Origin of the sequence: Christiangramia marina, from assembly GCF_048285865.1 — a bacterium.
GTDB classification, from domain to species: Bacteria; Bacteroidota; Bacteroidia; order Flavobacteriales; family Flavobacteriaceae; genus Christiangramia; species Christiangramia marina.
On sequence record NZ_JBLVTK010000001.1, the window covers coordinates 231,190 to 258,100 of the forward strand.

Consider the following 26,911-nt stretch of genomic DNA (forward strand, 5'->3'; position numbering starts at 1 on the left):
TTTTTTTAAATTTTAATGTTTAGTCCAATAGTATATACCGAAGGTATTGGATAGGTTTGTCTGTCTACTCCATTTGATACTTCAGGATCAAAACCATTGTAATCAAAGAAAGTGAAAGGTCTTTCAGCTGTAAAATACAGTCTGGTTTGAGGTAGTGAAGGACTCTCGATCGTATAGCCAAACTGGATATTCTGAATTCTGAAGAAATCTCCTTCTTCTACCCAGAAGTCACTCAGTTTCTGGTTCCACACCTTACGCAATCCTGCAGATGATGGATACGTATTGCTTGTACCTTCACCATGCCATCTGTTAATAGCAAGATCGGCATCCATGTTCGTATCATTCGTGAAAATGATCTCCCCTCTTTTACGATTTAGGATTTCGTTCCCAACCTGTCCATAAAAACTTGTGGAGAAATCCCAATTCTTATAGTTGAATCCTATATTTCCACCAAAGGTGAAATCCGGAAGAAACGATCCAAGAATAACTCTATCGGCATCGTCAATGACACCATCACCATTCTGATCCTTGAAAATTAGATCTCCGGGAACAAGACCGTTGTTTACAGCAATTGGATCTGCGTCAACCTGGGCCTGATTCTGGTAAACTCCGGTTCTCTCATAACCATAAAAGGCGAAAAGAGGACCACCTTCCTGTGTTCTTTGACGAAATTCTGCTGAACCAGAATCTATATAACCACTTTCATTAGCTATTTCTAAAGCTTCATTATTAATAGTAGTAAAGTTTGCACCAATTCTATAACTGAAATCATCATTTACAGATTGATTCCAATTCACAGCTAATTCCAAGCCTTCGTTCCTGATTACTCCAGAATTTTGATTTACACTTCTGTTGATGATTGGAATGAAAACCGGAAGAATGGCATCTTTAGTATCTCTAATATAGTAGTCGGCATCAATAGATAATCTATTGTCAAGCGCTTCAACATTAATACCGAAGTTCTTTTCTTCGATGATTTCCCAAGTGTTATTCGAGAAAACACTGGTAGAAGTGATTCCGGAAACTGGCTGATCATCTATCGCGGCAGTAATGACACTGATCGTGTTCGATCCATCACTGGCTGCTACATTATCATTACCTAATTTACCCCAGCTCGCTCTAAGTTTCAGAAAATCTACAACGCCGTTGTCTTCCATGAAGTTTTCTTCAGAAATAACCCAACCAGCTCCTACAGATGGGAAGTAACCCCATGGATCTTTGGTGAATTTCGAAGAACCATCTGCTCTAAAAGTTCCGTAGAGAAGATACTTGTCATCAAAATTGTAGGCGATCCTTCCGAAGTAGGAGATCCCATAATATCTTCTTCCAATTTCACTTACGTTGTTATTAAAAGATTCATTATCTGCAAAATCCAGATACCAGCTTGATTCAAGTTTAATACCTGCAATATCGGTTCCTGTTGCAGCAAAACCATTGTTAGCCTCATCACGATAAGATGCACCGGCCATCACAGTAAGATCATGATCGCCAAACTCATTTTGATAGGTTAGAATGTTATCCCAGTATTGATTAGAAAAAGTATTGTTTACTCTTCTAATACTTGATCTTCTTTCCACATTATTTCCTAAAGTATATGGAAGATCTACATAACGCTCTTCCAATGCTGAATAGTTGTGACTATAGGTTGTTTTGAAATCAAGTAGTTCAGGAATCACCTCATATTGAAAATATACACTGGCCAAAATTTTTCTAATCTTAAGCCTGTTCTCATTAAAAGTAAGGTCTGTAAATGGATTCTGTGTTCCCCGGTAGCCAAGGTTTTGAGCATTAGCATAAGGAATTGGTTGCGCATCTGTATTCGTTGGGTCCAGTACTGGCAAAATTGGCACTGCGAAATATGACTTGAACCACGCTGCATTTTCGGGAGCGTATTTTGTAGCATTACTGAAAACCGTATTCACTCCGGCTTTAAAACGATCTGTAACGTCTACATCAATTTTAGATCTAAGGTTGAATCTCTCATATTCGTTTTTCATATCCAGAATCCCTTCCTGTCCGAAATAGTTCGCTCCTAAGGAGTAAGTAACTTTATCTGCTCCTCCAGTGATTCCAATACTATGGTTTTGAATAATACCATCACGAAGAACTTCTTCGTACCAATCTGTGTTAATAGCAGGTACATTAGGATTGATCCTGCTACGACCATAACGTTCCATAGCATTTAATACAAACTGTACATCTGGAGCGGAACCAGATTCGTACGCCATCGTAGTAAACTGCTCGGCATTTGCCATTTTCAGAACATTTTGAGCTCTTTGTATCCCGGTGTAACCGTCATACTCAATTTGAGGCTTCTGATTCTTCTTACCAGACTTGGTTTCGATGATTACTACCCCATTAGCCGCTCTAACTCCATATATAGCGGAAGAAGAGGCATCTTTTAATATGTTTATCGACTTAATATCTTTCGTATTCAGGAAATCGATATTGTCATATAGAGTACCATCTACGACATAAAGGACATTAGTTGCATCCTGGTAAGTACCAAGACCTCTAATTCTCACTGTAGGTGAATCTCCGGGAGAGCCAGCACTTACTATCTGCACTCCAGAAACTTTACCCTGTAAAGACTGCATTACATTGGAAGTAGGCGTTTTTTCAATTTCTTCGGAATCTACTGAAACGATCGCTCCGGTAAGATCTCTTTTCTTCTGAGTACCATATCCAACTACTACAACCTCGTCTAATTGTCCGGCATCTTCTTCTAGAGAAATATTGTATTCATTATTAGAAGTAACCTGGACATTCTGCGCTTTAAACCCTAAAAAGGTTACTCTAAAAGAATCTCCCTCTTCAACACCTTCGAGGCTGAAGTTACCATCGAAGTCTGTAACATCAAAAATATCTTTATCTATTACTTTAATTTCTGCACCTGGTAATGGAACACCTCCTGTGTCTGTAATAATACCAGAAATGGTTTTTGTTTGCTGTGCGTGAGCGAGTACAGAACATACTCCAAAAATCACACAGGCTAATAGTAATTTTACCTTCATACTTGTTGGGTGTTTATGCTTATTTGAAGTCACAATATACATCCAAGCTCAAATTTTACGCAAACGTTATAGTACACATCTACTACTTCAAGTATAAAACCAGTGTAACTACCTAATTAATAAAGGTCTGCATTAGTTTTGAAGTAATTTGAAATTAAAAAATATTGGAGTTGATGTAGTGTTGTAGTACTTAAATTTTGTAAAATTTATGACTGTTTACTAATGATTTAGAAATTCTTTATCAGGAATTTTGTCAAATTCACATCGCTTTCGAGCGCCATTTTCTTTCGTAAGCGATATCTGTGAACCTCAACACCCCGAACAGAAATTCCCATTAATGGAGCGATTTCTTTCGAGCTGAGGTTCATTTTTAAGTATGAACATAGTTTGAGATCTTTACTGGATAGTTTTGGATATTCGACAAGAATATCTTTAAAGAAATCTTCATGAACTTCATTAAAATTAGTTTCAAAGACTTTCCATTCATCTTTACTTTTCACAGCCGCATTGATCTTGTTCATTATATGTTTCATTCGATACTGGTTGGAGAATGAATTTTTATCTTTGGAAAGCTCACTCTGTATTTCCATAAGAACCTCATTCTTCTTTGCTGCCATCATGGTAGTATTCGCCAGTTCTTTTCTTTTCAGATCAATTTCATTAACCAGGCGATCGTGCTCTATTCTTGCTAATCTTTCCTGATGCTCATTTTCAAATTTTTCTTCCAGCTTCTGCTGATGTTTTCTCAGCTTTTTTCGGTTAATTAGAAAGACTACGGCTATAAGAGCTATAAAAAGCAATACATATAAGGCTTTCATCCACGCAGATAAATACCAAGGTGGAGCGATTGCAAATGAATATTTCGCGAGAATTTTCTTGCTTTCCTGATCGCTATCATAAATGATATCAAGAGCGTAATCACCATATGATAGATTTCGAAGATTTAACCAGCCGTCATTACCTATTTTACCTGTATATTCTTCATCTCCTTTAAGTCTATATGATAGCTCATCCAGATTAATATCTGGAGCTCCAACCTGTACACTAATATTTCCTGATGTTCTGTACTTCAAGGTTGGAGAAGAAGTAAGATCATAGTAATCATCATTATCACCGAACTTCTTTATAAATGCCACCGATTCCCATTCTTCGGAATCCATCACTTGAAAGGCAGAAAAGTCAAGTTTCGCAAAGCCATCATTGAGTGTTATATAATAAGTAGAGTCATTCGGTCTGATTAAATTTTCATTTGCCTTCACTAACCTGTTATCCAGAAGACTCGCAGAAAGTGCAAGTTTGCTTTTATCGAAGTCTGTAAATAGTATACTTCCATCTTCCTCATTATTAAAGACAAAGTAATCGCTAGTATCCTGAAGTAACCTAAAACCTTTAAGATCTTTGAATTCTTTAAATTCTTCAAAAGTCTCCTTAAATGGATTATACCTGTACCAGTTCGCGTTTACAAAGCAAATGATCTGGCCATTCAGTTTATATAAGTTTACTCTGTAGTTTTCAGTTTCTCCTAATGCCGGAAGTTTCAGGACTTCTACATTTTGAAAATTGTTATGCGTTATTCGGTACAAACCTTCGTAAGGGTGGGCTGCCCAAAGTACCTCATCATTCTCAAATACAATTTGCTTCACTGGAAAATTCACTCCTTCTATTTCCCTTACCTCTCCGGTATTTTGATCGTAAATACTAATTCCCGTATACTCTCCCAGTAAATAAAGGCTTTCATTCCCGGGAACTTGCACTATACAGAAACTACCCGTTCTTTTCTTAACTGGAATGAATTGTTCATTTTGTACCTGATAAATACCTGTATTATGATTCACAAAAAGTTGATCATCAACAATTTCAAGGTTCCAGACATGATCCTGACTTCCTTCCAGCAATCTCATCTCTCCATTTTGAAAAGTGTGTACGCCTGTATTACTAGCCAGATAAGTTTTACCCTTAAACTCTTCGATATCATAGACTGCGCCTAGTTCGCCAGAATGATCTGTAAAGAATTTTAAAGGTGAATCAAGATGAAGTTTGTCTATTCCTTTGTCTAATGCCAGCCATAAATTACCCTGGTGATAACTCATTCCCAAAACAGTATTGTTTTGTAAACCTTCAATACGGTTGTAAAACCGAAGTTCTTTAGTATCAAGATCGTATTCTGCTACACCATTTTTGATGGTTCCAATTAGAACTTTTCTTTCTGAAACGCTTAGAATATGGTTAAGCTCAGATTCTGATAGAAATTCATTCAGTTCTATGTCCTCTATCTTAGTTAATTCCCCTTCGGAATAAATAAAAAGAGAATTTTTACTTCCTATATATAAGGTATCGTTTAGAGCGAATAATTCTATAATATTTAATCCTTCCAGATCTGAAAGATCTCCTTCTAGTTCCTGCCTGGTATTCTCATTCGTTAAATAATATATTCCCTTGCTTCTTTCGGCAATTACCAAGCGGTCTTTAAATACCTCCATCGCCGTGGAAATATGGTTCTGAACTTTTAAGATCTCATTATTTTCATATTTGAAAACACCTCCAAAAGATCTGAAGTAAATGGTTTCACCCAGGGATTCTATGCTCCAGAATTCATCACTCTGCAATTCCAGTCCCGCCATTAATTCACTCAATGAGTGATAAACCATTTTACCTTTTTCATCGGTCTGCCAATAACCAAATTCTCTAAAAGATCCTGTGTATATTCTCTCTCCATTTGGAAATACAGATCGAATGATGGAACCACTTTCAAGTTTATGCAATTCCCAACTTAAACCATCAAATTCAAGAAGACCCTGATTATTTGCGGCAAAAATCACCCCACGGTCGTCTACTGCAATATCCCAATTCTGGCTGGCAGCGTTATATAAAGCAGGTTTATAGTTTTGTATAGGTGGAAGTAGTTCCTGAGCATAAGCGGCATTCAGGGCTATAAATATGATTATCAGTATTTTAAAAATTTTATAAATCATTTCGTACAGGTAATTGTGCATGCTATGAGCAAGTGAAAATTAAACAATTCCTATAAAACTTTTGTATTTTTCCTCAGTACAAAATCTATCTTAATGCTACATCGAATCTCGCCTATTCAATTTCTAACACTTTTATCCTTGATCCTTTTGCAATCCTGCCAGGAAAAAACTGCTGAAGATCCAATTGCAGATAAAAAGCCCAATATCATCTTTATTATGACAGATGATCACGCGGCTCAGGCTATAAGCGCATATGGGCATCCGGTAAGTCAACTAGCTCCAACTCCAAATATTGACCGGATTGCAAATAATGGAGCTCGCTTTTTGAATAATTTCTGCACGAATTCTATTTGTGGTCCCAGCAGGGCTGTGATCTTAACTGGAAAGTTCAGTCATATTAATGGCTTCAGAATGAATGGGGACACCTTCGATGGTTCTCAACCTACACTGCCAAAATATCTTAGAAATGCAGGATACAATACCTCTATCGTTGGAAAATGGCATTTGCACGGTAAGCCAGAGGGTTTCGATCACTGGCAGATCCTCAACGACCAGGGAAATTATTACAACCCCGAGTTTATTACCAAAAGTGACACCAGCGTAGTAGAAGGATATGCTACAGACCTCATTACCGATATGAGTATAGAGTGGTTACAGAACCGAGATTCCGATGAAAAGAAGAAACCTTTCTTCCTGATGGTTCATCATAAGGCTCCACATAGAAACTGGATGCCACCAATAAGACACATCAACACCTACGATTCTATTAAATTTCCACTTCCAGAAAGTTTTTACAGTGAACATGAAAATCAGCTTGCTGCAAAGCACCAGTTACAAACTATTTATAAAGACATGTATGAAGGCCATGATCTCAAAATGAGCATTGAGAAAGGCAGTGATTCGTTGAGACATAATCCGTGGAAAACAGATTTTGATAGAATGACAACACCTCAGGTTGCCGACTGGAATAAAGCCTACCGACCCAAAAATGACGCGTTCCATGAAGCTGATCTGAAAGGAAAAGATCTTGCGGAATGGAAAGGGCAAAGATATATGCGGGATTATATGGGAACTGTACAGGCTGTGGATGAAGGTGTTGGAAAAATCCTCGATTACCTGGATGAAGCAGGACTCACTGAGAACACCATTATCGTTTATACCACAGACCAGGGATTCTATCTGGGTGAGAAAGGCTTTTTTGATAAGCGTTTTATGTATGAAGAGTCTTTGGCCATGCCTTTGCTTATTCAATATCCTAAAGCGATTGCAAAAGGAACTGTCATCGACGCACTGACTCAAAATCTGGATTTCGCTCCAACCTTTCTGGACTATGCCGGCGCTAAAATACCTGAAAAAATGCAGGGTAAATCTCTTAAGCCGTTACTCTCCAATTCTGAAAACAATAAGAATTTCAGAAATGCCATTTACTATCATTATTATGATTTTCCAGCTTTTCATATGGTTAAAAGGCACTACGGAATAAGAACGGACCGATATAAACTGATTCATTTTTACGATGATATTGACGAATGGGAACTTTACGATCTTGAGACAGATCCAAAAGAATTAAATAATCTATATGCTGATCAAAAGTATGCTGACATTCAGAAGAAACTACACTTAGAGTTAGAAGAACTTCAGAAGAATTACGAAGTGACTGAAGAGGAATTCGCCACTACGCCAAAAACTCAGGTGAAAAAAGCCTATGAAAATTTTGCCCGTCTTGCTGATGAGGAGCCAGATACTTATGAAGGTTATCAATATTTAAAACAAAATTAATCTTTTGAGCTAATAGTTTATCGTTTAGTAGTCAGTACGGTTATGGAATATTTCCTACTTTTGGATAAATTCCTAATTATGGATTTCGATCGAATAAAAGAAAAATTAAATATCCTTGCAGACGCTGCTAAATATGATGTTTCATGTTCCAGTAGTGGATCTAAGCGAACTAATACTAAGAAAGGTCTGGGTGACTCTTCAGGAATGGGGATTTGCCATTCCTATACTCAGGATGGCCGTTGCGTCTCCTTATTAAAAATCCTTCTTACGAATCATTGCATATTCGACTGCGCCTATTGCGTTACCCGAAAATCTAATGATATTAAAAGAGCTGCTTTTAAAGTACAGGAAGTTGTAGATCTTACGATTAGCTTTTATCGTAGGAATTACATTGAAGGCCTTTTTCTAAGTTCCGGAATCTTCAAGAGTCCCGATCATACGATGGAAAGATTGATTCGGGTAGCCAAAAAGTTGCGGGAAGAGGAGAACTTTAATGGTTATATACATCTTAAGAGTATTCCAGGAGCCAGTGATGAACTAATGAGGGAAGCCGGACTCTACGCGGACAGACTAAGCGTAAATATTGAGATCCCAACAAAATCAGGTTTGAAACTACTTGCGCCAGAGAAGAAACATGAGGACTTTATGAAGCCAATGGAGAAGGTGAAGAATGAGATCATTCAGTACAAATCTGAATCGAAACTTATTAAGAGCACTCCTAAATATGCTCCCGCTGGTCAAAGTACCCAGATGATTGTTGGAGCTACTGGCGAAAGCGATCGGGATATCATGTATTCATCGGCATTCTTCTATAAGAACTATAATATGAAGCGGGTGTATTACTCTGGTTATGTCCCGATTAGTAATGATCCGCGGTTACCTGCTTTAGGGACACAGGTTCCCATGATGCGTGAAAACCGGCTCTATCAAACAGATTGGTTAATGCGCTTCTATGGCTATGATGTTCGGGAACTTTTAAATAATGATTTTCAGCATCTTGAAATGGACATAGATCCTAAACTGAGTTATGCACTTCGCAACCGACATTTATTCCCTGTAGATATCAATAAAGTCGACAAGCAGTTATTACTACGCGTTCCGGGAATTGGACTAAAGTCGGTTAATAAGATCCTTCAGGCACGAAAATTTAGAAAATTGAATTGGGAGCATCTTAAAAAGATCGGCATCTCTATGAATCGCGCAAAATATTTTATCACTTGTGATGCCAGGGAAAAGGAACTTAAAGACGTAAGCAGTGAAAACTTAAAGCAGTTAATTATGCAGAATTCTTTCAGCAAATATCGAAAGGAGTTTACCCAGCAACTTAGTTTATTTTAATGAAAAGCGTAGTACTGAAATATGATGGGAGTTTTCCGGGATTTTTAACCTGTATCTTTAATGCCTATGAGCAGAAACTGGAAATTGCTGAGATCATTCCTGAAGGAGAAGATCAAAAACAACTATTTAGTGAAACTCTAGAAGTAATAACTGAAGATTTCAAGGTACAGAGAGTTTTAAAATCGTTGAAGAAAAAGTTGTCATCTAACGGGTTTACGAGGTTGTATTATTCTTTCCTAAGTGAAATTCCTGGGATCGAATTGAAGATGTATGATATGATACGATATGTTTATAGTTCGCAGGAGAAAGCAGAACTGGACTACTCGCATCCTTCAGTGCTGGATATATCTAAAGCTGCAAAACAGGTTGGACGCGAAAAGCATAGAATGGAGGCATTCATAAGATTCAGACTTACTAAAGATGATCTTTATTTCGCGGTGATCGAACCAGACTTTAATGTATTGCCTGTGATCACGAAGCATTTCAAAAGCAGATATGCAGACCAGCGATGGTTGATCTATGATCTTAAGCGAAAATTAGGTGTACACTATGATCTTCAGAAGGCAGAATATGTTTCGATGGAATTACCCGAAGATATAGGCATCTCAGGCGGAAATCCCGACTATTTTGCTGAAGGAGAAATCTACTTTCAGCATTTATGGAAAGAATATTTTGACTCTACAAATATCAAAAGTCGAGTAAATATGCGGCTTCACATACAACACGTTCCTAAAAGATATTGGAAATATTTAAGTGAAAAGAGTCCTTTTGCATAATAAAATTTTGTTTAAATTTGTGTCTTCAACTAATTAAACAATTTACAATGAAAAAATTTTTATTATTATTTGCAGTTGCATCAATGAGCCTTTCTATCTATTCTTGTAGAGAAACTACTGAAGAGAACATGGAAGAAGACATGGAGCAAGCAGGTGAAAACGTAGAAAACGAAATGGAAGAAGCTGGTCAGGAAGTAGAAGCTGCTGCTGAGAACGCTGAAACCGAAATGGAAGAAGAAGTAGAAGGAACTGACGATATGAACGGTGATGATGATATGTAATCATTTTCTTTCTTAATATGATTAAAGCCATTCATTTGAATGGCTTTTTTTAGTTTAACCCTAAAATTATAAATAATGAAAAAAACTGTAATGACCCTGGCCTTAGCTGCAATGAGTATTTCTTTGTATTCCTGCCGAGAAACAACCCAGGAAAAAACTGAAGCAGCAGCAGAAGCGATTGGAAATGACATTGAAGATGGAGCGAGAGAAGCTGGAGAAAAGATTGAGCGCGGAGCTAAGAAAGTTGGTGAAGAGATCGATGAAGAAATTCACGATACAGACGATGTGAATAATGAGGAAGCGACAGATGATGCTGTCCAGTAGCATGAAAAGCGGCACGATGTGTCGCTTTATTTTTTTCGTTCTATAACGTAATTTACCATTAGCTCTAAACTGTCCCGGTATTCAGATTCCGGATAGTCCTGCAATAATAAGAGAGCTTCTTTCTGGAACTCTTTCATACGTTTAACTGCGTAGTCCAGTCCGCCGTTGTCCTTCACGAAATCAATTACTTCTCTTACCCTTTTGCGATCCTTATTATGATTCTTGACAGAATTGATCAACCACTTCTGATCTTTTTCAGAAACAGTATTTAAGGTATAGATTAAAGGCAAGGTCATTTTTTGCTCTTTAATATCAATTCCCGTAGGTTTCCCTATCTTCTCAGTACCATAGTCAAAAAGGTCATCCTTAATCTGGAAGGCCATACCAATAAGCTCCCCGAATCTTCGCATTTTTGCGACATCAGGACTTTCAGGATTTACAGAAGCCGCACCAAGACTACAACAAGCCGCGATCAGTGTTGCAGTTTTCTGTCTTATAATATCATAATAAACCGCTTCGGTAATATCAAGTCTTCGGGCTTTCTCGATTTGCAGCAGCTCTCCTTCGCTCATTTCGCGAACTGCAACAGAAATAATCTTCAACAGATCAAAATCATTATTATCTATAGAAAGCAATAATCCTTTACTTAACAAATAATCGCCCACAAGAACGGCGATCTTATTCTTCCATAAAGCGTTTATACTGAAGAAACCTCTTCTTCTGTTGGAATCATCTACAACATCATCATGTACCAGGGTGGCAGTATGAATCAGCTCAATGACAGATGCGCCACGATAAGTTCTCTCGTTCACATTACCTTCAGAAACCATTTTGGCAACCAGGAATACGAACATGGGACGCATTTGCTTCCCTTTTCGGTTTACGATATAATGAGTGATCCTGTTTAGAAGGGCTACTTTGGAAGACATGGATTCGAAGAACTTTTTTTCAAAAAGTTCCATCTCTTTTTCTACCGGTAGCTTTATTTGAGAGATGACCTTCATTAAGGCTGTAAATATAAGAGTTTTAAAGAGGTTTTATCCTTTATCATTAAGCTGATTTATTCGCCAGCTGCCCACAGGCTGCATCAATATCCTTACCTCTTGAACGCCTTACTGTTACTGTAATATTGTTCCTTTCCAGCATTTGTTCGTACATTCTCGTCGCTTCTCCAGCTGCCTGCTGGAAGTTACCATCATCAATTGGATTGTACTCAATAAGGTTCACCTTACATGGAACATACTTGCAGAAACGCACCAACGCCTGCGCATCTTCCCGGGTATCGTTAATATCTTTCCAGACAATATATTCGTAAGTAATCCGGCTTCCGGTTTTTGAATACCAGTATTCAAGAGATTCTCTAAGATCTTCCAGCGGGAAAGTTTCATTGAATGGCATGATCTGCGTCCGCACTTCGTTTCTAGCCGAATGCAGGGATACCGCCAGTTTGATCTTAGCTTCATCATCAGCCAGCTTCTTTATCATTTTGGGAACGCCGGAGGTTGATATTGTTATTCTTTTTGGTGACATGCCCAGACCTTCCGGAGAAGTGATCTTTTCAATAGATTTCATTACGTTATTGTAATTCATCAAAGGCTCACCCATTCCCATGAACACGATGTTGGATAAAGGGCGGTCAAAATATAACCTGCTTTCGTTATCGATCGCAACCACCTGATCGTAAATCTCATCAGGATTGAGGTTACGCATACGTTTCAACTTTGCTGTAGCACAAAACTGGCAATCAAGACTGCAACCAACCTGTGAGGAAACACAAGCCGTAGTTCTTGTTTTTGTTGGGATCAATACAGATTCTACAGTAAGTGAATCATGTAATTTTACTGCATTCTTTATCGTACCATCACTGCTACGCTGCATACGATCTACTCGAATATGATTGATCACAAAGTTCTCATCCAGCATTTGCCGGGTAGACTTCGAGAGGTTCGTCATATCCTCAAAAGAATGCGCTGCTTTACTCCATAGCCATTCATAAACCTGAGTTCCACGAAAGGATTTATCTCCCTGTGACACAAAGAACTCCTGCAATTGCTGCTTGGTTAATGCCCGTATATCTTTTTTCCTGTCTTTCACGCTGCTAAATTACAAAGTTATTACCGAAGCTTCAGTCTTTTACCAGACAATAGCTTACAAAAAAGGCCATAAACCGACATCGGATTATGGCCTTTAAATTTTATTTAAAACTCATTAGATGATCAGCATTGCATCACCATAAGTATAGAATCTGTATTTTTCCTTTACTGCTTCTTCGTAAGCCTTTTTCATAAAATCATGACCGGCAAATGCAGAAACCATCATCAATAACGTAGATTTTGGCGTATGGAAATTAGTGATCATACAGTTTGCAATATTGAAATCGTATGGAGGGAAGATGAACTTGTTTGTCCATCCACCAAATTCGTTTAAGGTTTGATCAGAAGATACAGCGCTCTCAAGCACCCTCATTACAGTTGTACCAACGGCACAAACTCTGCGCTTATCGCGTTTCGCCTGGTTGATAACATCTGTAGCGTTCTTTTCAATAAAAGCTTCTTCACTATCCATCTTATGCTTGGAAAGATCTTCAACTTCCACCGGGCTGAATGTTCCCAGTCCAACGTGAAGTGTAACCTCAGCAAAATCAACACCTTTGATCTCCAAACGTTTAAGTAAGTGCTTGGAAAAGTGTAGTCCTGCAGTAGGAGCTGCAACAGCACCTTCATTTTTGGCGTAGATCGTCTGGTATCTTTCTTCGTCTTCAGGCTCTACTTCTCTCTTGATATACTTCGGAAGAGGGGTTTGCCCTAGATCCTTTAATTTCTGTCTGAAATCACTGTAAGATCCATCGTAAAGAAAACGAAGTGTTCTACCTCTTGAAGTTGTATTATCGATTACTTCAGCTACAAGGCTTTCGTCTTCACCAAAGTATAATTTATTACCAATTCTTATTTTTCTTGCAGGATCAACAAGTACGTCCCACAATTTTGTTTCTGGGTTCAGCTCTCTAAGTAGGAAAACTTCAATTCTGGCCCCGGTTTTCTCTTTATTTCCGAAGAGCCGCGCAGGAAAAACTTTCGTGTTATTAAGAACCATCACATCTTCCGGTTCGAAATAATCAATTAAATCTTTAAATTTTTTATGTTCAATCGTCTGCTCTTTACGGTTTAGAACCATTAGCCTTGCTTCATCCCTGTTTTCAGAAGGATATTCAGCCAAAAGTTCCTGAGGCAGTTCAAAATTGAAATTAGAAAGTTTCATTCCCATAGTTCCTGTTTTAAAAGCTGCAAATATACAATCTCAACATAGGCGTTGTCAAGTAAATGGCGGTTTATTTATAGAATAATTCTATTCTTTACAGGTGTAGCCAAGTTCTTTAAGATCTTCCCAGAAATCTGGATAGGATTTAGATACAACCTCTGCGTCCAGAATGCGCAGATCTGTCTTTAAAGCAAGTGGAGCGAAAGCCATCGCCATGCGATGATCGTTATAAGTTTCGATCTCAACACCCTGCTTCAATTCGGGATTTGGAATTAGTTGTAAACTATCTCCAGTAATTCTGACTTCTGTACCAAATTTCTCAATTTCATTTTTGAGAGCCTGCAACCGGTCTGTTTCCTTGATTTTCAGAGTATGTAAACCTGTGAGCATACACTCGGTTTTTGTCGCAAGACAGGTAACGGCGATAGTTTGTGCGATATCTGGAGAATTACGAAGATCTTCCCGGAGGCTTCGAGCACGAGCCTTCCCTGTCTTCTTCAGCGTGATACTATTTTCAGTGTAAATGGTTTCCACACCAAAATGCTTATAAATTTCAGCAAGAGAAGAATCTCCCTGCCTGCTTTCCTTTCGGTAATTATTAAGTGTAATTTCCGCAGTTTCAGAAATAGCGGCAAGACTATAGAAGTAAGAAGCAGAACTCCAGTCTGATTCCACAGGAATAGTTACCGGTTTTACAGATTCCTGAGGTTCAATAAAGATCCTGTCCTTTACAAATTTACCATTGAGCCCAGCCTGTTTGATAATTTCCAGCGTCATAAGAATGTAGCTCGTGGAAGTTACGGGACCTTCCAGAATGATCTCAAGCCCTTTTGGTAAGGTTGCACCTATAAGCATCAATGCAGAAATATACTGGCTGCTCACATTGGCTTCCAGCTTAACTGAAGAAGCGTGTAATTTTTTTCCCTTAATAACTAAAGGTGGGTAACCGGTCTCATTTTTATAAGTGATATCGGCGCCCATACGTTGTAAAGCATCCACCAGTAATCTAACTGGTCGCTCCTTCATTCTTTTGCTTCCGGTAAGCTCAACTTCACAGCCTTCATTCACCGCAAAGTAAGCCGTTAGAAAACGCATTGCCGTTCCCGCGTGATGTATATCTATGATCCCGTTCCCTTTTTCAAGGGCTTTTTTCAATACTTCAGAATCATCACTATTCGAAAGATTTTCGATCGAAATTTCAGGGTATAATGCCTGCAGAATGAGCAAACGATTCGATTCACTTTTAGAACCGGTGATTTGAAGCGCTGCTTTCAGATTTTTTTCTTCGGTATGTAGGGATAGATTCATGAGAGTTCGTAAAAATGAATTACGAAATTACTCTTTCTTTTCTTTACTGCGAAACTGTCCAAAAGACAAAATAAATCCGTAAAGAAACGAAGCGATCAACTGTCCCAAAATAAAGCGAGCTAATTTCCCATTTGCCGTACGCTCTTCAAAAAATCTCGTGAATTCAAAACCGCCATATTCGAATAGCATCGTGATCACATTATACAATACGAGAAAAGAAAGGCCTAACCAGAAAACCGACTTCCAGAATGGACGTTCAGAAACCATTTCTTTGAACTTCATTATTGCAGTTTTTCGTTGTTCTTATGTCTGTCCTTATCACGTTCTGTCTTAAGGTCCAGTTTTTTATCGAAGGCATCCTGCAAGTTAATTCCAGTCTGGTTTGCCAGGCAAAGCACTACAAATACCACATCTGCCAGCTCCTCACCAAGGTCTTTGTCCTTATCGCTTTCTTTCTCGCTTTGCTCCCCATAACGACGGGCAATGATACGTGCGACCTCTCCAACTTCTTCTGTTAACTGAGCCATATTGGTAAGCTCGTTAAAGTATCGCACTCCGTGTTCCTGTATCCAGTTATCTACCGCTGTCTGCGCGTTCTTCAAGTCCATCTGCTGAAATTTTCTTCAAAACTATGCTTTCATTTTGTTTTTTGATGATGTTGTCGTAAAACTTTTGAATGTATTCATAGTCTGTCGCAGAAAAAATTGTTTGCGCGAGATTCACTTCAGATTCTATTCTTATCACATTATTGCTGTGTTTTACCAGGTATTTAAACTCTCCGGCAGCATCCTTTAATTGCACCATAGCACTCTGCGGAAGCGATTCCACCACATAGCCTTCAGGAATCAACATGTTCACCTGGTGATGCTTCTTCATTGGAAAATCAAAATAGATTGGAAGTGTTCTGGTTTCAGCCTTAAAAGGATTTTCAGAAGTTACATCAAACAACATAGGCTTTACGTAGATCTTGTCCCCGATCACATCCTGACCACTTTGGGTATTGAACTCATAGGTATTGTGAATTCCTTCTCCAAGATGCTCAAAGTTTTCAATCTTTACTTCAGAAATGGAATAGTTGCTTAATGCCGATTCCAGGTTTGCCGTAGCATCGCTTAAATTTCCATGATTTAATCTGAAGTTTCTAGCATAAAGAGCATCGAGATTATTGAAGTATTTACCTGAAATTCCATCTTCTGCCAGCTGAACATTCAGCCTGGTTTTATTTTCTGAAAAATATAAAGGTTGTAGGTTCACCCATTCTGAAGTTCCATCTTCGCGAATCAATCTACCTTGCCAGTTTCTTGCTCTTTTAGGCAGCTCCCCAGGAATAGCCAGTGGATCGCTTGCATCCATAAGGATCACTTTATCCCCGATTTTTGCGGCAGCAATTAAGTAATTAAATCCATTCTTTGTTGGAAACAATGGAGTTCCATTGCTAACCGTACTTACCAGGACTGGATTTGCATCGATATTTGCATACTTCAGCATGGAAACCAGTAACAAGTTGATATCCCCGGTATTTCCAATGCCTTCCTCGTAAGCATCACGCAGTCCATTTTCAGCTATATAACCCACGTAATCATTCCAGGTCATCTTCTGCTTTACAAAACTGAAGATCTTATTCATTTTTTGTTCCTGGCTGGTCAATGTTCCAAGCAAAGCATCGATATCATCATCGAAAAAACGCTGATTGCGGAGTTCTGTGTTGAATCCGCTATCATTATAAATCGACTTTGAAACGCCTTCCCAGGTTTGCGAATAATTATCTATAGGAGAATTTGGAAACTTTGTAAACTTTAATTCCCAATCTAAAAATGCTGCGTAATTCTCCATATAATCTACGTGACTTTCAGTCTTCAGGGCAGGGATATCTTCCTGGTCGATCTCATAAGTGTTCTGCATATAATCTAGCACACTGTTACTGGTAGAATGGCTAACAACTTTTCCGCCGTAGGAAGAATTTCTCTGATTATTAGAAAAGGATCTTTTAAATGGCTTGGTTCCCTGATTAATTTTCGCGTAAAAAGCTGCTTTTGGATTGTTATAAACTCCAAAATTTAAATATTCCGGGATTGTCACGCTTATGTTCAGCTTGTCAATAGGAATTGTATACTGTAAATTGATACGATCCATGGAGGTCGTGATTCGGTCGCTGATTTTCTTATACTCATATTCGATCACCGTTCCCTCTTTTACTGCCGGCATGGTGAACGTAGTAAGCTCGCGATATTTGCTTGCCTCTTTCTCGTAAATATCCTTACGATCAAGTTTGGTTTCCTCAACTTTTCCGTTTTCCAGGTTATAACTTACACCTCTTACTCCAGAAACATTTTCCTCGTAACCTCCTTTATAAGCACTAATATGATGCGTTGCCCAGTCGAAACCATCTTTGTTGTAGATCTTGATACGCTCGTGATATTCGGTTACCACAAAAAAGCCGGTGTTTTGTTTATAATCATAGTATGTGCGCTGATATTTATATAAAACCGCAGCATTCGCATCTGGATCTTTGTCGTGTTGTTTCTGGGCAACTTCACTTTTAGATACTTTCCCGAATTTATAATTTTGCGCATAGGTCGTGCTGCTCAGAATTAGGAAACTGAGGATAAAAAGGTATTTGGTCATGGTTAGGATTTTTCAGATTTTGCGATTACTGCTTTTAAATTATTTAAGGTGTTTACCTTGTCGATAAACTGGGTGAAATTCTGGAATTGCTCACTAGGCCACTCCCCTTCGTGAATAATGAGAACTCTTTCTACTTCTATACTTTTATTTTCTTCGGAAGCGCTTATGTTTATGCTGAATTCTCCAAATTCTGAAGCAATCTCGTCACTTCCAGGTAATGCTTCGATCTCATAACCTAGCGGAATCTTAAAGCTGAAGTGATCTTTGTAGGTTTTTCCACGTTCGAACACAAAAGGCATCGTTCGCTCCTGTGAAGTTTTCTTCATGATGTTTCCCTGCTGAATAAAATTGAGCGGAACCAGTAATCTTTCCCCGGCAGGACTCGCCAGCCTGCTACCTCTAAACTTCAGTTTCTCCTCAAATTGAATAGCGACCCGATCATCTTCAAAAGCAATGTTCTCAAAATGCAGATTCTGAAGTCTGCCCCATTCATTTCTATAGTATTTTTTAAGATCATCTTCAGTTTCTCTCTTTAATCCGTAGCGATCACCGTAAGGAATACCTTCTGAGATTCTGATGAATTCTGCGTCGAAATTACCGTTTTCGTCCAGCTGAATATCGCATTCTATCGCCTGTACATTATCTGATACTTCATATTTTCTGGTACGTATGATCTCTCCACCTTCTTCTGTAACTCTTAGCGCGTAGCGATCATCTGTGAAGTCCCCCATATAGTTGAAAGGAGTAGTCTGGCTTGTACATTCCAACCACAGATCTGTTCCATCTTCCGCAGGAATATTGAGAATCACATGATTCCCCTGCATGATGGTGAAATCTGGCTCTATATCACGTTTTGAATCGCCTGCATGGATTACAGTGTAATAAGATTCGATCCCCTGACTTTTAAGCAAGGCTTTCGTATAATTCGTTAATCCTTTACAGTCGCCATATCCCAGCCTGTCCACATTCATGGCAGTTTCAGGTTCCCAGCCACCTATACCGTACTGCACAGAAATATATCGGGTATTTTCCTGAACGTACTGGTAAATAAGCCTGGCTTTTTCTTCATCACTACTGGCAGAGCTGGTCAAATCTTCTATTTTCGTAATAGTGCTCTGCGGGAGGTGATCATGTTCTGCAACAAGATTATCATACATCCATTTTCCAAAATGTTTCCAGTTTCTGGTTTCTCCGGCAACACCCTTCAGTTCAAATTTTTCCAGGCTAAATAGAAGGTTAGGTGTAGTTCTGCGTAAGGAGGGTTCGAAATCCTCGTGTTTTCTCGCTTTGACATTTCGCAGTTTATAAAGGAAATGATTTTCCACCGAATGATTTTCTATGGCAACCTTGTCGAAATTATTTTCCTGAAATCTAAGTGCATGTGCATCAGGATTTTCAAGCTCGAAAATAGATTCTTCAATGCTTACATTATAACCTTCCAGAGGAAACCATTGATCGAGGAATACGGTGTCTTCATTCTCGAATTCACTGGTATAAATTACGGTATAAGGATAGTTCCTGGCGTTATAATCCAAATAACTAACCCTATTGTCTGCAAATAAGGTCCCTGAACCAAAAGCACTAACGTCTGAAAAGTCTTTTTTCCTGAACTTTTCAACTTCATTTCCCATAGCATCAACTATGATGGCCTGTTGTTTTTCTATCCCATCACCCTCATCGTAATGCTGGTAAGCATCAATGAAGTATTCACCATTCTCATTGAAAACAGTGACTATCCGGGTAGTATATACTACAACTTTATCTATGTCTTCAACAACGAGTTTTGTATGCATCTTGCGAACGACCGCATCTGCATTTTCCAATAATTCCGGGGAAATTTTTAAAATAGAATATTCTTGCTGGGAATACATGAAAGACATGCAGACCAGCAGCAAAAAAGTGATGATTCTTTTGCGCATTAAGCTGAAAATAGGTTAGTTCAGCCCGCAATATATAAAAAATTAACTCTTTTTAACGCTTTTCTTTCGAATCGATAATAATTGTTACCGGACCATCATTGAGCAAGGATACTTTCATATCTCCTCCAAAGACTCCTACCCCAACGCTTTTACCAAATTCTTTTTCGAAGGACTTCACAAAATCCTGGTATAATGGTTCTGCGATATCAGGTTTCGCTGCATTTATAAAACTGGGCCTGTTTCCTTTTTTAGTACTGGCGTGTAGGGTAAACTGACTTACAACAATAGCATCCCCATCCACCGTTTTGAGAGACTCATTCATTTTGCCCTCATCATCTCCAAAAATTCTCATGTTAATGATCTTACGGCAGAGCCAGTCGATATCTTCCTGGGTATCGCCCTCCTCAACTCCAAGTAGGATCACTAAGCCATCGCGCATTACCGCGCATACTTTATGATCTACGGTGACCGATGCTTCTGTGACTCGTTGTATTACTGCTCGCATTATTTCTGGTATTGATCTACTCTGTAGTTTTCATCTTCACCTTCCATGATCTGTAAATAACTTTTATATCTCGACCAGGCGATTTCTCCTTCTTCGAGACCATCTTTTACAGCACATTTTGGTTCATTAAGATGCAAACAATTATGAAATTTACAATGCTGTTTTAACTGAAAAAATTCGGGAAAATAGTCGCCAATTTCTTCCTTATCCATATCCACCACTCCAAAACCTTTAATTCCGGGAGTATCAATGATTCTCGCGTCAAATTGAAGATCAAACATTTCAGCGAAAGTTGTGGTATGCTGCCCCTGGCTGTGCTGTCTACTAATTTCGGAAGTTTTAAGATCGAGAGTAGGCTCTATAGCATTGATAAGAGTAGATTTTCCGGTACCACTATGACCAGAGATCATACTGGTCTTTCCAATCATCTTATCTTTTACTTTATCTACGTTTTTACCTTCTTTGGCTGAAATTCCAATACACTCATAGCCTGCACCGCGGTAAAGTTCTGCAAGGTATTTCACCTCAGCAAGTTCCTCAATGCTATAAGTATCTATTTTATTGAAAAGCAGTACTGCCGTGATAGCATAGGCTTCCGCAGTCACCAGAAAGCGGTCTATAAAAGTGGTTAAAGTAGGCGGATTATTAAGGGTAATAAGCAAGAAAACCTGGTCGACATTTGAAGCAATTATATGAGTTTGCTTTGAAAGATTAACCGACTTCCGGATAATATAGTTTTCCCGTTCGATGATCTTTTTGATCACCCCGGTTTCCTCCTCGCCATCTTCCACATCAAATCTTACAACATCTCCAACGGCAACAGGATTTGTACTTTTAATTCCCTGTATCCTGAACTTTCCTTTGATCCGGCATTGGTAAAATCGGCCATTCTCGGCTTTTACATGATACCAGCTCCCGGTAGACTTATAAACTACTCCCTGCATTAAGCTAAACTATTCATATCTAATAATTTCTTTCCGCAAATTTAGGCATTAATTTAAGAAGCTGCCGGGTAGCGTGAAATCATCCCTTATACATCAAGGATTTTCTGTTGGTGATTAATAGATTCCTGGTGAATGGCTTTGAATAATCTTAAAACGAATTCTTCACTCAGGCCTTTATCTTCACCTTCCAGAACCATTTTCCCAAGGATCTCGTTCCATCTTTTAGTTTGCAGAATGGCTACGTTCTGGTCTTTCTTCACCTGTCCTATTTCTTCGGAAATTTTCATACGTTTAGATAAGATCTCCAGAATCTGACTATCGGTAATATCAATTTTAGAACGCAAAGCAGTTAGCTTATTTTGAAAATCCTGACTGGCAGAGATCTCTTTTCTAACCTTTAGATCTTCCATCATCTGGATCAAAGCAGCGGGTGTGATTTGTTGAGCCGCATCACTCCATGCTTTATCTGGAGTGTGGTGAGTTTCCACCATGATTCCGTCGAAATTAAGATCAAGTCCTGTTTGGCAAAGATCAAAGATGATATCTCTTCTTCCTGCGATATGAGATGGATCCAGGATTAAAGGAAGGTCCGGGAATTTATTTTGTAGTTCAATAGGAATCTGCCATTCCGGGTTGTTACGGTACTTCGTTTTCTCGTAAGCAGAGAAGCCACGATGTATTACTCCAAGGTTGTTGATATCTGCCGTATGTAAACGTTCAACTGCTCCCAGCCACAAGGCAAGATCTGGATTTACAGGGTTTTTAACCAGTACGATCTTATCAGTTCCTCTCAAAGCGTCTGCGATCTCCTGTACAATAAATGGAGAAACAGTTGTTCGCGCTCCAATCCAGAGAATATCCACGTCATGTTTCAATGCAAGATCAACATGGTTTGGGTTTGCAACTTCAGTAGTAGTTAGCATTCCGGTTTCCTCTTTCGCTTTCTGAAGCCATTTTAGGCCCAGCGCCCCAACACCTTCGAAATTTCCAGGGCGCGTTCTTGGTTTCCAGATTCCTGCTCGTAAAACAGTTGCGTCACTATCTTTTAACTGGTGAGCGATCGTTAATACCTGCTCTTCGGTTTCTGCACTACAAGGCCCTGCGATCACCAGCGGGTGAGACAGGTTGAAGTTGTCTAACCAGCCTCTGAGTTCTTTTTTATTTTCCATTCTCCTGTAATTTTAATTCTTCGTTCTTATTTATTCCGTTTAATACTTCTTTTATATGATTGGTTCGATCCATTTCCTGGTAAAGCTGATCGAAATTGTCTTCCTGCATCAATTTTCTGAAATGCTGAAGATTCAGAATGTATTCATTAAGAGTTTCCAGGACATTTTTTTTATTCTGACTAAAAATTGGTGCCCACATTGCCGGTGAACTTTTGGCAAGTCTTACGGTCGAGGCAAAACCACTTCCTGCAAGATCGAAAATATCACGCTCGTTCTTTTCCTTTTCCAGTACTGTTTTTCCCAGCATAAAGGAGCTAATATGCGATAAATGAGACACATAAGCTATATGACGATCATGTGAACGCGCATCCATGTATCGTATTCTCATTCCTATCTTCTGAAATACCTCTAAAGCTTTTTCCTGAAGTTTAAAGGCAGTCTTTTCTACTTCACAGATAATATTGGTCTTATTTCTGAATAATCCATGAATTGCAGCCTGCGGTCCAGAAAACTCCGTTCCCGCAATTGGATGCGCTGCCAGAAAATTTCTTCTTTTCGCATGATCCTCGACTACCCGGCAAATATTTTCTTTAGTGGACCCGGCATCTATCACCACGCAATCATCTTTTACTCTATCCAAAACTTCAGGAAGCACCTTAATGCTGGCGTCTACCGGAATTGCAAGATAAACAAGGTCGGCGTCATGAATATCTTCCATCGTAGACATCCTGTCTATGAGGCCCAGTTCAAGCGCCTGCTTCAGGTGATCCTCATTTCCATCGATTCCAGCAATACTAATCCCTGGAATACCGGCTTTTAGATCCAGCGCGAAACTTCCGCCTATTAACCCAATTCCTACTATAAATACTTTCATGATCTAATTCTTTTTAAAGCTTCATCGATCATTTCTTCCGTAGCACAAAGCGAGAAACGAACATAATCCCTACCCTGCTCACCAAATATAAAACCCGGTGTTACGAACAGATCTTTATCGTACAGTAATTCATCAACCAGGCTCTCCGCACTTTTACCTGCTGGTGCTTTCGCCCAAACGAAAAGTCCAGACTGCCCCGGAGCTGCTTCACAATTCAAGGTTTTTACCAGTTCCAGAACTTTCTTTTTTCTGGAACTGTACAACTCATTCAATTTTAAAAACCATTCATCTGAAAGTTGAAGTGCCTTTACTGCCCCAGCCTGCAAAGGATAAAACATGCCGCTATCCATATTCGACTTTACTTTTAGAACAGCTTCTATATTTTTTGAACTCCCGGCGAGCATTCCAACTCTCCAGCCAGCCATGTTAAAACTTTTACTTAGCGAATTAAGTTCCATCACGTAATCGCTCCTTATATCGGTATCTAGAATACTCAAAGGTTGTGTATTCTGAATAAAACTATATGGATTATCATTGACTACCAGAATTTCATTCTTTTCAGCAAAAGCAGTCAGTTTTTTAAAGAAATCTGCAGTCGCTTTGGTTCCCGTAGGCATATGAGGATAATTCACCCACATGATCTTTACATTTTCAAGTCCCAGTTGCTCTAATGCTTCCAGATCTGGCAGCCATTTCTGCGATTCATCTAAGGTATACTTCTGAACTTCTGCCTGTAGCAATCCAGAAACCGACGTATAGGTAGGATAGCCTGGATCCGGGACTAAGACTTTGTCCCCTTTATTCAGAAACGTCATGGAAATATGCATAATTCCTTCCTTACTTCCCATAAGCGGAAGGATTTCATTTTCAGCATTCAGATTTATATCATAATACCGAGAATAAAAGCCTGTCATGGCATTTCTTAGTTCGGGTATTCCTTTATAAGGCTGGTATTGATGCGCTTTAGAATGTTTTAGCCCATTTTGCATCGCATCCACTACTTGCTGCGGTGGTGCAAGATCCGGACTTCCAATTCCAAGATTGATCACCGGCTTGCCCTGTTCCCGCAAAGCTGCCACTTCCCTTAATTTTTTAGAGAAATAGTATTCCTGTACGCTTTCCAGTCTTTCTGCTGTCTTCATGACAATCTGCTTTTGTAAATTCCTAATATATTAAGGTCTTCGGTCATTAATTTCAATACATTCATCGCACGATCAAAATCTTCTCGTTTATCAAAGATCACATCTACGAAAAATGAATATTTCCAGGGCTCGTCTATAATTGGCAAAGACTGTATCTTCGTTAGATCCAAATAGGAATCCCGTAAAATATTAAGTACTGAAACCAGGCTTCCACGATCGCTTTTCAGATCGAATTTCAGGGATGCTTTATCGAGAATATCTCCGTTAGGTTTTTGTTCTTCTGTTCCCAGAACCAAAAATCTGGTGGTATTGGATTTGATCGTATGAATGCCTGAAGCTAGAATTTCGAGTCCGTACATACTCGCTGCCGCAGGACTCGCCACTGCCGCAACTCTCAATTTTTCTTCGGAAGCAATTCTTCGGGCAGCCTCTGCAGTATCTGCATCTTCGATCAACTTAATATGGGGATGCTTTTTAAAAAATTGCTTGCACTGCAACAAGGCCATAGGATGAGAATATACTTTTTTGATATCCTCTATTTTCTGACCCCTTACCGCCATCAAATTCATATTTACCGGAGTATAATGCTCACCAATGACCTTTAGCTTGTAATCATTGATCAGGGCATAATTAGGAAGAATAGAACCGGCAATACTGTTTTCGATAGCCATCACAGCTTCTGTCGTCCCACCTGAGGCAAGCGTTGTGGTAAGTTCCTGAAATGACATATGTTCAGCCACTGCAGTTTGCTCTCCAAAATAGTCCATCACCACGAGGTGATGAAAAGACCCTTTAATACCCTGAATTCCGACTTTTCTCATTTTTTTCCAAAAAAAAAGTCCCGATCTAAGATCGAGACTTTTATATAATTTTAGCTTACTTAATCATATAGCATTCCCGATTCTATTCCTGGTATAGAAATAAAAATAATAGAATGCGTTCCAGTTAATTAAGCTTGTCATTTCAATAATTATGAATTACTAAAGTAGTACTAATATTCAAGACTCAAAATTAAACGGGATCCAAATTGGAACTTTTCCCATATTCGGAAAATTCGTGTGAATTATTTACAGATTACGATTTAATACCTCAAAATTGACGACTAACTTTGAAAGATAATCAGTCAGTTCTCTGAAGATTTATTCATAATTTTGAGCTCAGTCTATGTCTATACACGTAAATAACATATCAAAAAGCTTCGGAGATCAGCAGGCGCTGGAAAATATAAGCTTTGAAATTGGCCGCGGGGAGATCGTTGGATTTCTTGGACCTAATGGTGCAGGAAAATCGACATTAATGAAAATCCTTACCGGCTATCTTACTGCAGATTCCGGAAAGGCCAGGATCAATGACTTCGAGCTGGACACTCAGCTGGCAGATCTTCAGCGAAGTATTGGATATCTACCAGAGCATAATCCTTTATATACTGAAATGTATGTTCGGGAGTACCTGCAGTTCCATGCATCCATATTTTCAGCTTCGAAAGACAGGATTGAAGAAGTCATTAAACTTACCGGGCTTTCACCTGAAGCAAACAAAAAAATAGAACAGCTATCTAAAGGATACCGGCAACGTGTGGGACTTGCGGCTGCGCTTTTGCATGATCCTGAAGTTTTGATCCTGGATGAACCTACTACAGGTCTCGATCCAAATCAGCTGGTAGAAATAAGATCCTTGATTAGTTCTATTGGAAAAGACGGAAAGGATGGTAAGCGGGGAAAGACCGTATTTCTTTCCACTCATATTATGCGTGAGGTGGAAGCCATCTGTGACCGGGTCATCATTATTAATAATGGAAAGATCGTCGCCGATAAGTATCTCAAAGATCTTAGGAATGAAAAAGAACAGGTGATCTTTGTAGAATTCGACTATCGAATTGAAGAAATTGCTCTTCAAAAAATCCCTGGAATGATCTCTGCAAAAAATACCGGCGGCTTTACCTATGAGCTAATTTTTGATTCCAATAAAGACATGCGTCCGGCTGTTTTTGATTACGCTCATGATAACGGACTCAAAACGCTACAGCTAAATCAAAAGACGAAGAACCTGGAAACTCTGTTCGCTGAACTTACTCAGAAATGATCGAATTTCAGTTCAAATTAAGGAGTTACTGCTTTTGAAAATTTTTTGCGTTAGGGATTGCGGCGGCATCCTTTTAACATCAGGCTGAGCTTGTCGAAGTTTCATGTTGAAAGATAAAGCGGAAAGCCCGGCCCGAAGGGCAACGCCCGTATTTTTAGGACTCTGCAGTAGTTACCTGGAAACTCTCTTTATGGACCAACAAAAATAAAATGGTCCAGCGCAGGTTCAGTAACTCAAAACTACAGTTATATCTCTCAACCTATATTATAGCTTTTTGCGTTAGGGATTGCAGCGGCATCCTTTTAAAACGAGGCTGAGGTTGTCGAAGTTTCGTGTTAAAAGATGAAGCGGAAAGCCCGGCCCGAAGGGAAACGTCCGTATTTTTAGGACTATGCAGTAGTTACCTGGAAACTCTCTTTATGGACCGACAAAAATAAAATAATCCAGCGCAGGTTCAATAACTCAAAACTATAATTGTAAGTCTCAACCACCCTTTTATTTGTTTGCGTTAGGGATTGCAGCGGCATCCTTTTAAAACGAGGCTGAGCTTGTCGAAGCTTCGTGTTAAAAGATAAAGCGGAAAGCCCGGCCCGAAGGGAAA

22 protein-coding genes are annotated in these 26,911 nt (G+C 39.1%); 6 read left to right on the forward strand and 16 right to left on the reverse strand.

What is annotated here, in order from left to right:
* Nucleotides 1-5 precede the first annotated feature (5 nt).
* Both ACNKXS_RS01035 and ACNKXS_RS01040 read right to left on the reverse strand, forming a co-directional pair.
* Nucleotides 6-3,014, reverse strand: a complete 3,009-nt coding sequence (locus tag ACNKXS_RS01035; protein ID WP_417919260.1) for a SusC/RagA family TonB-linked outer membrane protein — start codon at nt 3,012-3,014, stop codon at nt 6-8.
* 227 nt (nt 3,015-3,241) lie between these two features.
* Nucleotides 3,242-5,986 carry a helix-turn-helix and ligand-binding sensor domain-containing protein gene (locus ACNKXS_RS01040; protein ID WP_417919261.1) on the reverse strand — a complete coding sequence of 915 codons (2,745 nt, stop codon included), beginning with the start codon at nt 5,984-5,986 and terminating at the stop codon, nt 3,242-3,244.
* A 93-nt stretch (nt 5,987-6,079) separates the two neighbouring features.
* Here ACNKXS_RS01040 and ACNKXS_RS01045 point away from each other — a divergent pair, with 93 nt between their 5' ends.
* The 5 genes from ACNKXS_RS01045 (at nt 6,080) to ACNKXS_RS01065 (ending at nt 10,484) form a co-directional block, all read left to right on the forward strand.
* Nucleotides 6,080-7,765 (forward strand): sulfatase family protein, encoded by a 1,686-nt coding sequence (locus ACNKXS_RS01045; protein WP_417919262.1) that lies wholly within the window; start codon nt 6,080-6,082, stop codon nt 7,763-7,765.
* A 78-nt stretch (nt 7,766-7,843) separates the two neighbouring features.
* Nucleotides 7,844-9,103 (forward strand): putative DNA modification/repair radical SAM protein, encoded by a 1,260-nt coding sequence (locus ACNKXS_RS01050; protein ID WP_026914324.1) that lies wholly within the window; start codon nt 7,844-7,846, stop codon nt 9,101-9,103.
* Nucleotides 9,103-9,879 (forward strand): TIGR03915 family putative DNA repair protein, encoded by a 777-nt coding sequence (locus ACNKXS_RS01055; RefSeq protein WP_417919263.1) that lies wholly within the window; start codon nt 9,103-9,105, stop codon nt 9,877-9,879. The genes ACNKXS_RS01050 and ACNKXS_RS01055 overlap by 1 nt, the downstream gene beginning before the upstream one ends.
* Before the next feature lie 47 nt (nt 9,880-9,926).
* Nucleotides 9,927-10,160 (forward strand): hypothetical protein, encoded by a 234-nt coding sequence (locus tag ACNKXS_RS01060; RefSeq protein WP_417919264.1) that lies wholly within the window; start codon nt 9,927-9,929, stop codon nt 10,158-10,160.
* 75 nt (nt 10,161-10,235) lie between these two features.
* Nucleotides 10,236-10,484, forward strand: a complete 249-nt coding sequence (locus tag ACNKXS_RS01065; RefSeq protein ID WP_417919265.1) for a hypothetical protein — start codon at nt 10,236-10,238, stop codon at nt 10,482-10,484.
* Between the two features lie 26 nt (nt 10,485-10,510).
* On the opposite strand, the gene ACNKXS_RS01070 is transcribed toward ACNKXS_RS01065, so the two are convergent.
* The 14 genes from ACNKXS_RS01070 to ACNKXS_RS01135 all read right to left on the reverse strand — a co-directional run bounded on the left by ACNKXS_RS01070 (nt 10,511) and on the right by ACNKXS_RS01135 (nt 25,049).
* Nucleotides 10,511-11,488 carry a polyprenyl synthetase family protein gene (locus tag ACNKXS_RS01070; RefSeq protein WP_141878566.1) on the reverse strand — a complete coding sequence of 326 codons (978 nt, stop codon included), beginning with the start codon at nt 11,486-11,488 and terminating at the stop codon, nt 10,511-10,513.
* A gap of 46 nt (nt 11,489-11,534) precedes the next feature.
* Nucleotides 11,535-12,578 (reverse strand): dual-specificity RNA methyltransferase RlmN, encoded by a 1,044-nt coding sequence (rlmN, locus tag ACNKXS_RS01075; protein ID WP_295180542.1) that lies wholly within the window; start codon nt 12,576-12,578, stop codon nt 11,535-11,537.
* A 114-nt stretch (nt 12,579-12,692) separates the two neighbouring features.
* Entirely contained in the window at nt 12,693-13,742 is a 1,050-nt protein-coding gene (gene queA / locus ACNKXS_RS01080; protein ID WP_295180556.1) for a tRNA preQ1(34) S-adenosylmethionine ribosyltransferase-isomerase QueA, read from the reverse strand.
* Between the two features lie 87 nt (nt 13,743-13,829).
* Nucleotides 13,830-15,050, reverse strand: a complete 1,221-nt coding sequence (gene aroA / locus ACNKXS_RS01085; RefSeq protein WP_417919266.1) for a 3-phosphoshikimate 1-carboxyvinyltransferase — start codon at nt 15,048-15,050, stop codon at nt 13,830-13,832.
* A gap of 27 nt (nt 15,051-15,077) precedes the next feature.
* Nucleotides 15,078-15,332, reverse strand: a complete 255-nt coding sequence (locus ACNKXS_RS01090) for a hypothetical protein (protein ID WP_417919267.1) — start codon at nt 15,330-15,332, stop codon at nt 15,078-15,080.
* The gene (locus ACNKXS_RS01095) at nt 15,332-15,658 is read right to left on the reverse strand and encodes a nucleotide pyrophosphohydrolase (protein ID WP_417919268.1); all 327 of its coding nucleotides are present in this window, start codon (nt 15,656-15,658) and stop codon (nt 15,332-15,334) included. The genes ACNKXS_RS01090 and ACNKXS_RS01095 overlap by 1 nt, the downstream gene beginning before the upstream one ends.
* Complete coding sequence (locus ACNKXS_RS01100; protein ID WP_417919269.1) at nt 15,624-17,675, reverse strand: DUF3857 domain-containing protein; 2,052 nt, start codon at nt 17,673-17,675, stop codon at nt 15,624-15,626. The genes ACNKXS_RS01095 and ACNKXS_RS01100 overlap by 35 nt, the downstream gene beginning before the upstream one ends.
* 2 nt (nt 17,676-17,677) lie before the next feature.
* Nucleotides 17,678-19,594, reverse strand: a complete 1,917-nt coding sequence (locus ACNKXS_RS01105; RefSeq protein WP_417919270.1) for a DUF3857 domain-containing protein — start codon at nt 19,592-19,594, stop codon at nt 17,678-17,680.
* 52 nt (nt 19,595-19,646) lie between these two features.
* The gene (gene dtd, locus ACNKXS_RS01110; RefSeq protein WP_417919271.1) at nt 19,647-20,099 is read right to left on the reverse strand and encodes a D-aminoacyl-tRNA deacylase; all 453 of its coding nucleotides are present in this window, start codon (nt 20,097-20,099) and stop codon (nt 19,647-19,649) included.
* A complete protein-coding gene (gene rsgA, locus ACNKXS_RS01115) occupies nt 20,099-21,043 on the reverse strand; it encodes a ribosome small subunit-dependent GTPase A (RefSeq protein ID WP_417919272.1) in 945 nt (314 codons plus the stop codon). The genes dtd and rsgA overlap by 1 nt, the downstream gene beginning before the upstream one ends.
* An 86-nt stretch (nt 21,044-21,129) precedes the next feature.
* Entirely contained in the window at nt 21,130-22,212 is a 1,083-nt protein-coding gene (locus ACNKXS_RS01120) for a bifunctional 3-deoxy-7-phosphoheptulonate synthase/chorismate mutase type II (RefSeq protein WP_298528245.1), read from the reverse strand.
* Entirely contained in the window at nt 22,202-23,086 is an 885-nt protein-coding gene (locus ACNKXS_RS01125) for a prephenate dehydrogenase (protein WP_417919273.1), read from the reverse strand. Before ACNKXS_RS01125 ends, ACNKXS_RS01120 begins: the two co-directional genes overlap by 11 nt.
* Nucleotides 23,083-24,228 (reverse strand): pyridoxal phosphate-dependent aminotransferase, encoded by a 1,146-nt coding sequence (locus tag ACNKXS_RS01130; RefSeq protein WP_417919274.1) that lies wholly within the window; start codon nt 24,226-24,228, stop codon nt 23,083-23,085. Before ACNKXS_RS01130 ends, ACNKXS_RS01125 begins: the two co-directional genes overlap by 4 nt.
* Nucleotides 24,225-25,049, reverse strand: coding sequence for a prephenate dehydratase (locus ACNKXS_RS01135; protein ID WP_417919275.1), 825 nt, complete (start codon nt 25,047-25,049; stop codon nt 24,225-24,227). The genes ACNKXS_RS01130 and ACNKXS_RS01135 overlap by 4 nt, the downstream gene beginning before the upstream one ends.
* A 343-nt stretch (nt 25,050-25,392) precedes the next feature.
* On the opposite strand from ACNKXS_RS01135, the gene gldA reads away from it, so the two are divergent.
* The gene (gldA, locus tag ACNKXS_RS01140; RefSeq protein WP_417919276.1) at nt 25,393-26,310 is read left to right on the forward strand and encodes a gliding motility-associated ABC transporter ATP-binding subunit GldA; all 918 of its coding nucleotides are present in this window, start codon (nt 25,393-25,395) and stop codon (nt 26,308-26,310) included.
* The last annotated feature ends 601 nt before the right edge of the window (nt 26,311-26,911 follow it).

What these genes read in the sequence shown, in the direction of transcription:
- ACNKXS_RS01035 (WP_417919260.1), bottom strand. Translation starts at nt 3,014, where the DNA reads ATGAAGGTAAAATTACTATTAGCCTGTGTGATTTTTGGAGTATGTTCT.
- ACNKXS_RS01040 (WP_417919261.1), bottom strand. Translation starts at nt 5,986, where the DNA reads ATGATTTATAAAATTTTTAAAATACTGATAATCATATTTATAGCCCTG.
- ACNKXS_RS01045 (WP_417919262.1), top strand. Translation starts at nt 6,080, where the DNA reads ATGCTACATCGAATCTCGCCTATTCAATTTCTAACACTTTTATCCTTG.
- ACNKXS_RS01050 (WP_026914324.1), top strand. Translation starts at nt 7,844, where the DNA reads ATGGATTTCGATCGAATAAAAGAAAAATTAAATATCCTTGCAGACGCT.
- ACNKXS_RS01055 (WP_417919263.1), top strand. Translation starts at nt 9,103, where the DNA reads ATGAAAAGCGTAGTACTGAAATATGATGGGAGTTTTCCGGGATTTTTA.
- ACNKXS_RS01060 (WP_417919264.1), top strand. Translation starts at nt 9,927, where the DNA reads ATGAAAAAATTTTTATTATTATTTGCAGTTGCATCAATGAGCCTTTCT.
- ACNKXS_RS01065 (WP_417919265.1), top strand. Translation starts at nt 10,236, where the DNA reads ATGAAAAAAACTGTAATGACCCTGGCCTTAGCTGCAATGAGTATTTCT.
- ACNKXS_RS01070 (WP_141878566.1), bottom strand. Translation starts at nt 11,488, where the DNA reads ATGAAGGTCATCTCTCAAATAAAGCTACCGGTAGAAAAAGAGATGGAA.
- queA (WP_295180556.1), bottom strand. Translation starts at nt 13,742, where the DNA reads ATGAAACTTTCTAATTTCAATTTTGAACTGCCTCAGGAACTTTTGGCT.
- aroA (WP_417919266.1), bottom strand. Translation starts at nt 15,050, where the DNA reads ATGAATCTATCCCTACATACCGAAGAAAAAAATCTGAAAGCAGCGCTT.
- ACNKXS_RS01090 (WP_417919267.1), bottom strand. Translation starts at nt 15,332, where the DNA reads ATGAAGTTCAAAGAAATGGTTTCTGAACGTCCATTCTGGAAGTCGGTT.
- ACNKXS_RS01095 (WP_417919268.1), bottom strand. Translation starts at nt 15,658, where the DNA reads ATGGACTTGAAGAACGCGCAGACAGCGGTAGATAACTGGATACAGGAA.
- ACNKXS_RS01100 (WP_417919269.1), bottom strand. Translation starts at nt 17,675, where the DNA reads ATGACCAAATACCTTTTTATCCTCAGTTTCCTAATTCTGAGCAGCACG.
- ACNKXS_RS01105 (WP_417919270.1), bottom strand. Translation starts at nt 19,594, where the DNA reads ATGCGCAAAAGAATCATCACTTTTTTGCTGCTGGTCTGCATGTCTTTC.
- dtd (WP_417919271.1), bottom strand. Translation starts at nt 20,099, where the DNA reads ATGCGAGCAGTAATACAACGAGTCACAGAAGCATCGGTCACCGTAGAT.
- rsgA (WP_417919272.1), bottom strand. Translation starts at nt 21,043, where the DNA reads ATGCAGGGAGTAGTTTATAAGTCTACCGGGAGCTGGTATCATGTAAAA.
- ACNKXS_RS01120 (WP_298528245.1), bottom strand. Translation starts at nt 22,212, where the DNA reads ATGGAAAATAAAAAAGAACTCAGAGGCTGGTTAGACAACTTCAACCTG.
- ACNKXS_RS01125 (WP_417919273.1), bottom strand. Translation starts at nt 23,086, where the DNA reads ATGAAAGTATTTATAGTAGGAATTGGGTTAATAGGCGGAAGTTTCGCG.
- ACNKXS_RS01130 (WP_417919274.1), bottom strand. Translation starts at nt 24,228, where the DNA reads ATGAAGACAGCAGAAAGACTGGAAAGCGTACAGGAATACTATTTCTCT.
- ACNKXS_RS01135 (WP_417919275.1), bottom strand. Translation starts at nt 25,049, where the DNA reads ATGAGAAAAGTCGGAATTCAGGGTATTAAAGGGTCTTTTCATCACCTC.
- gldA (WP_417919276.1), top strand. Translation starts at nt 25,393, where the DNA reads ATGTCTATACACGTAAATAACATATCAAAAAGCTTCGGAGATCAGCAG.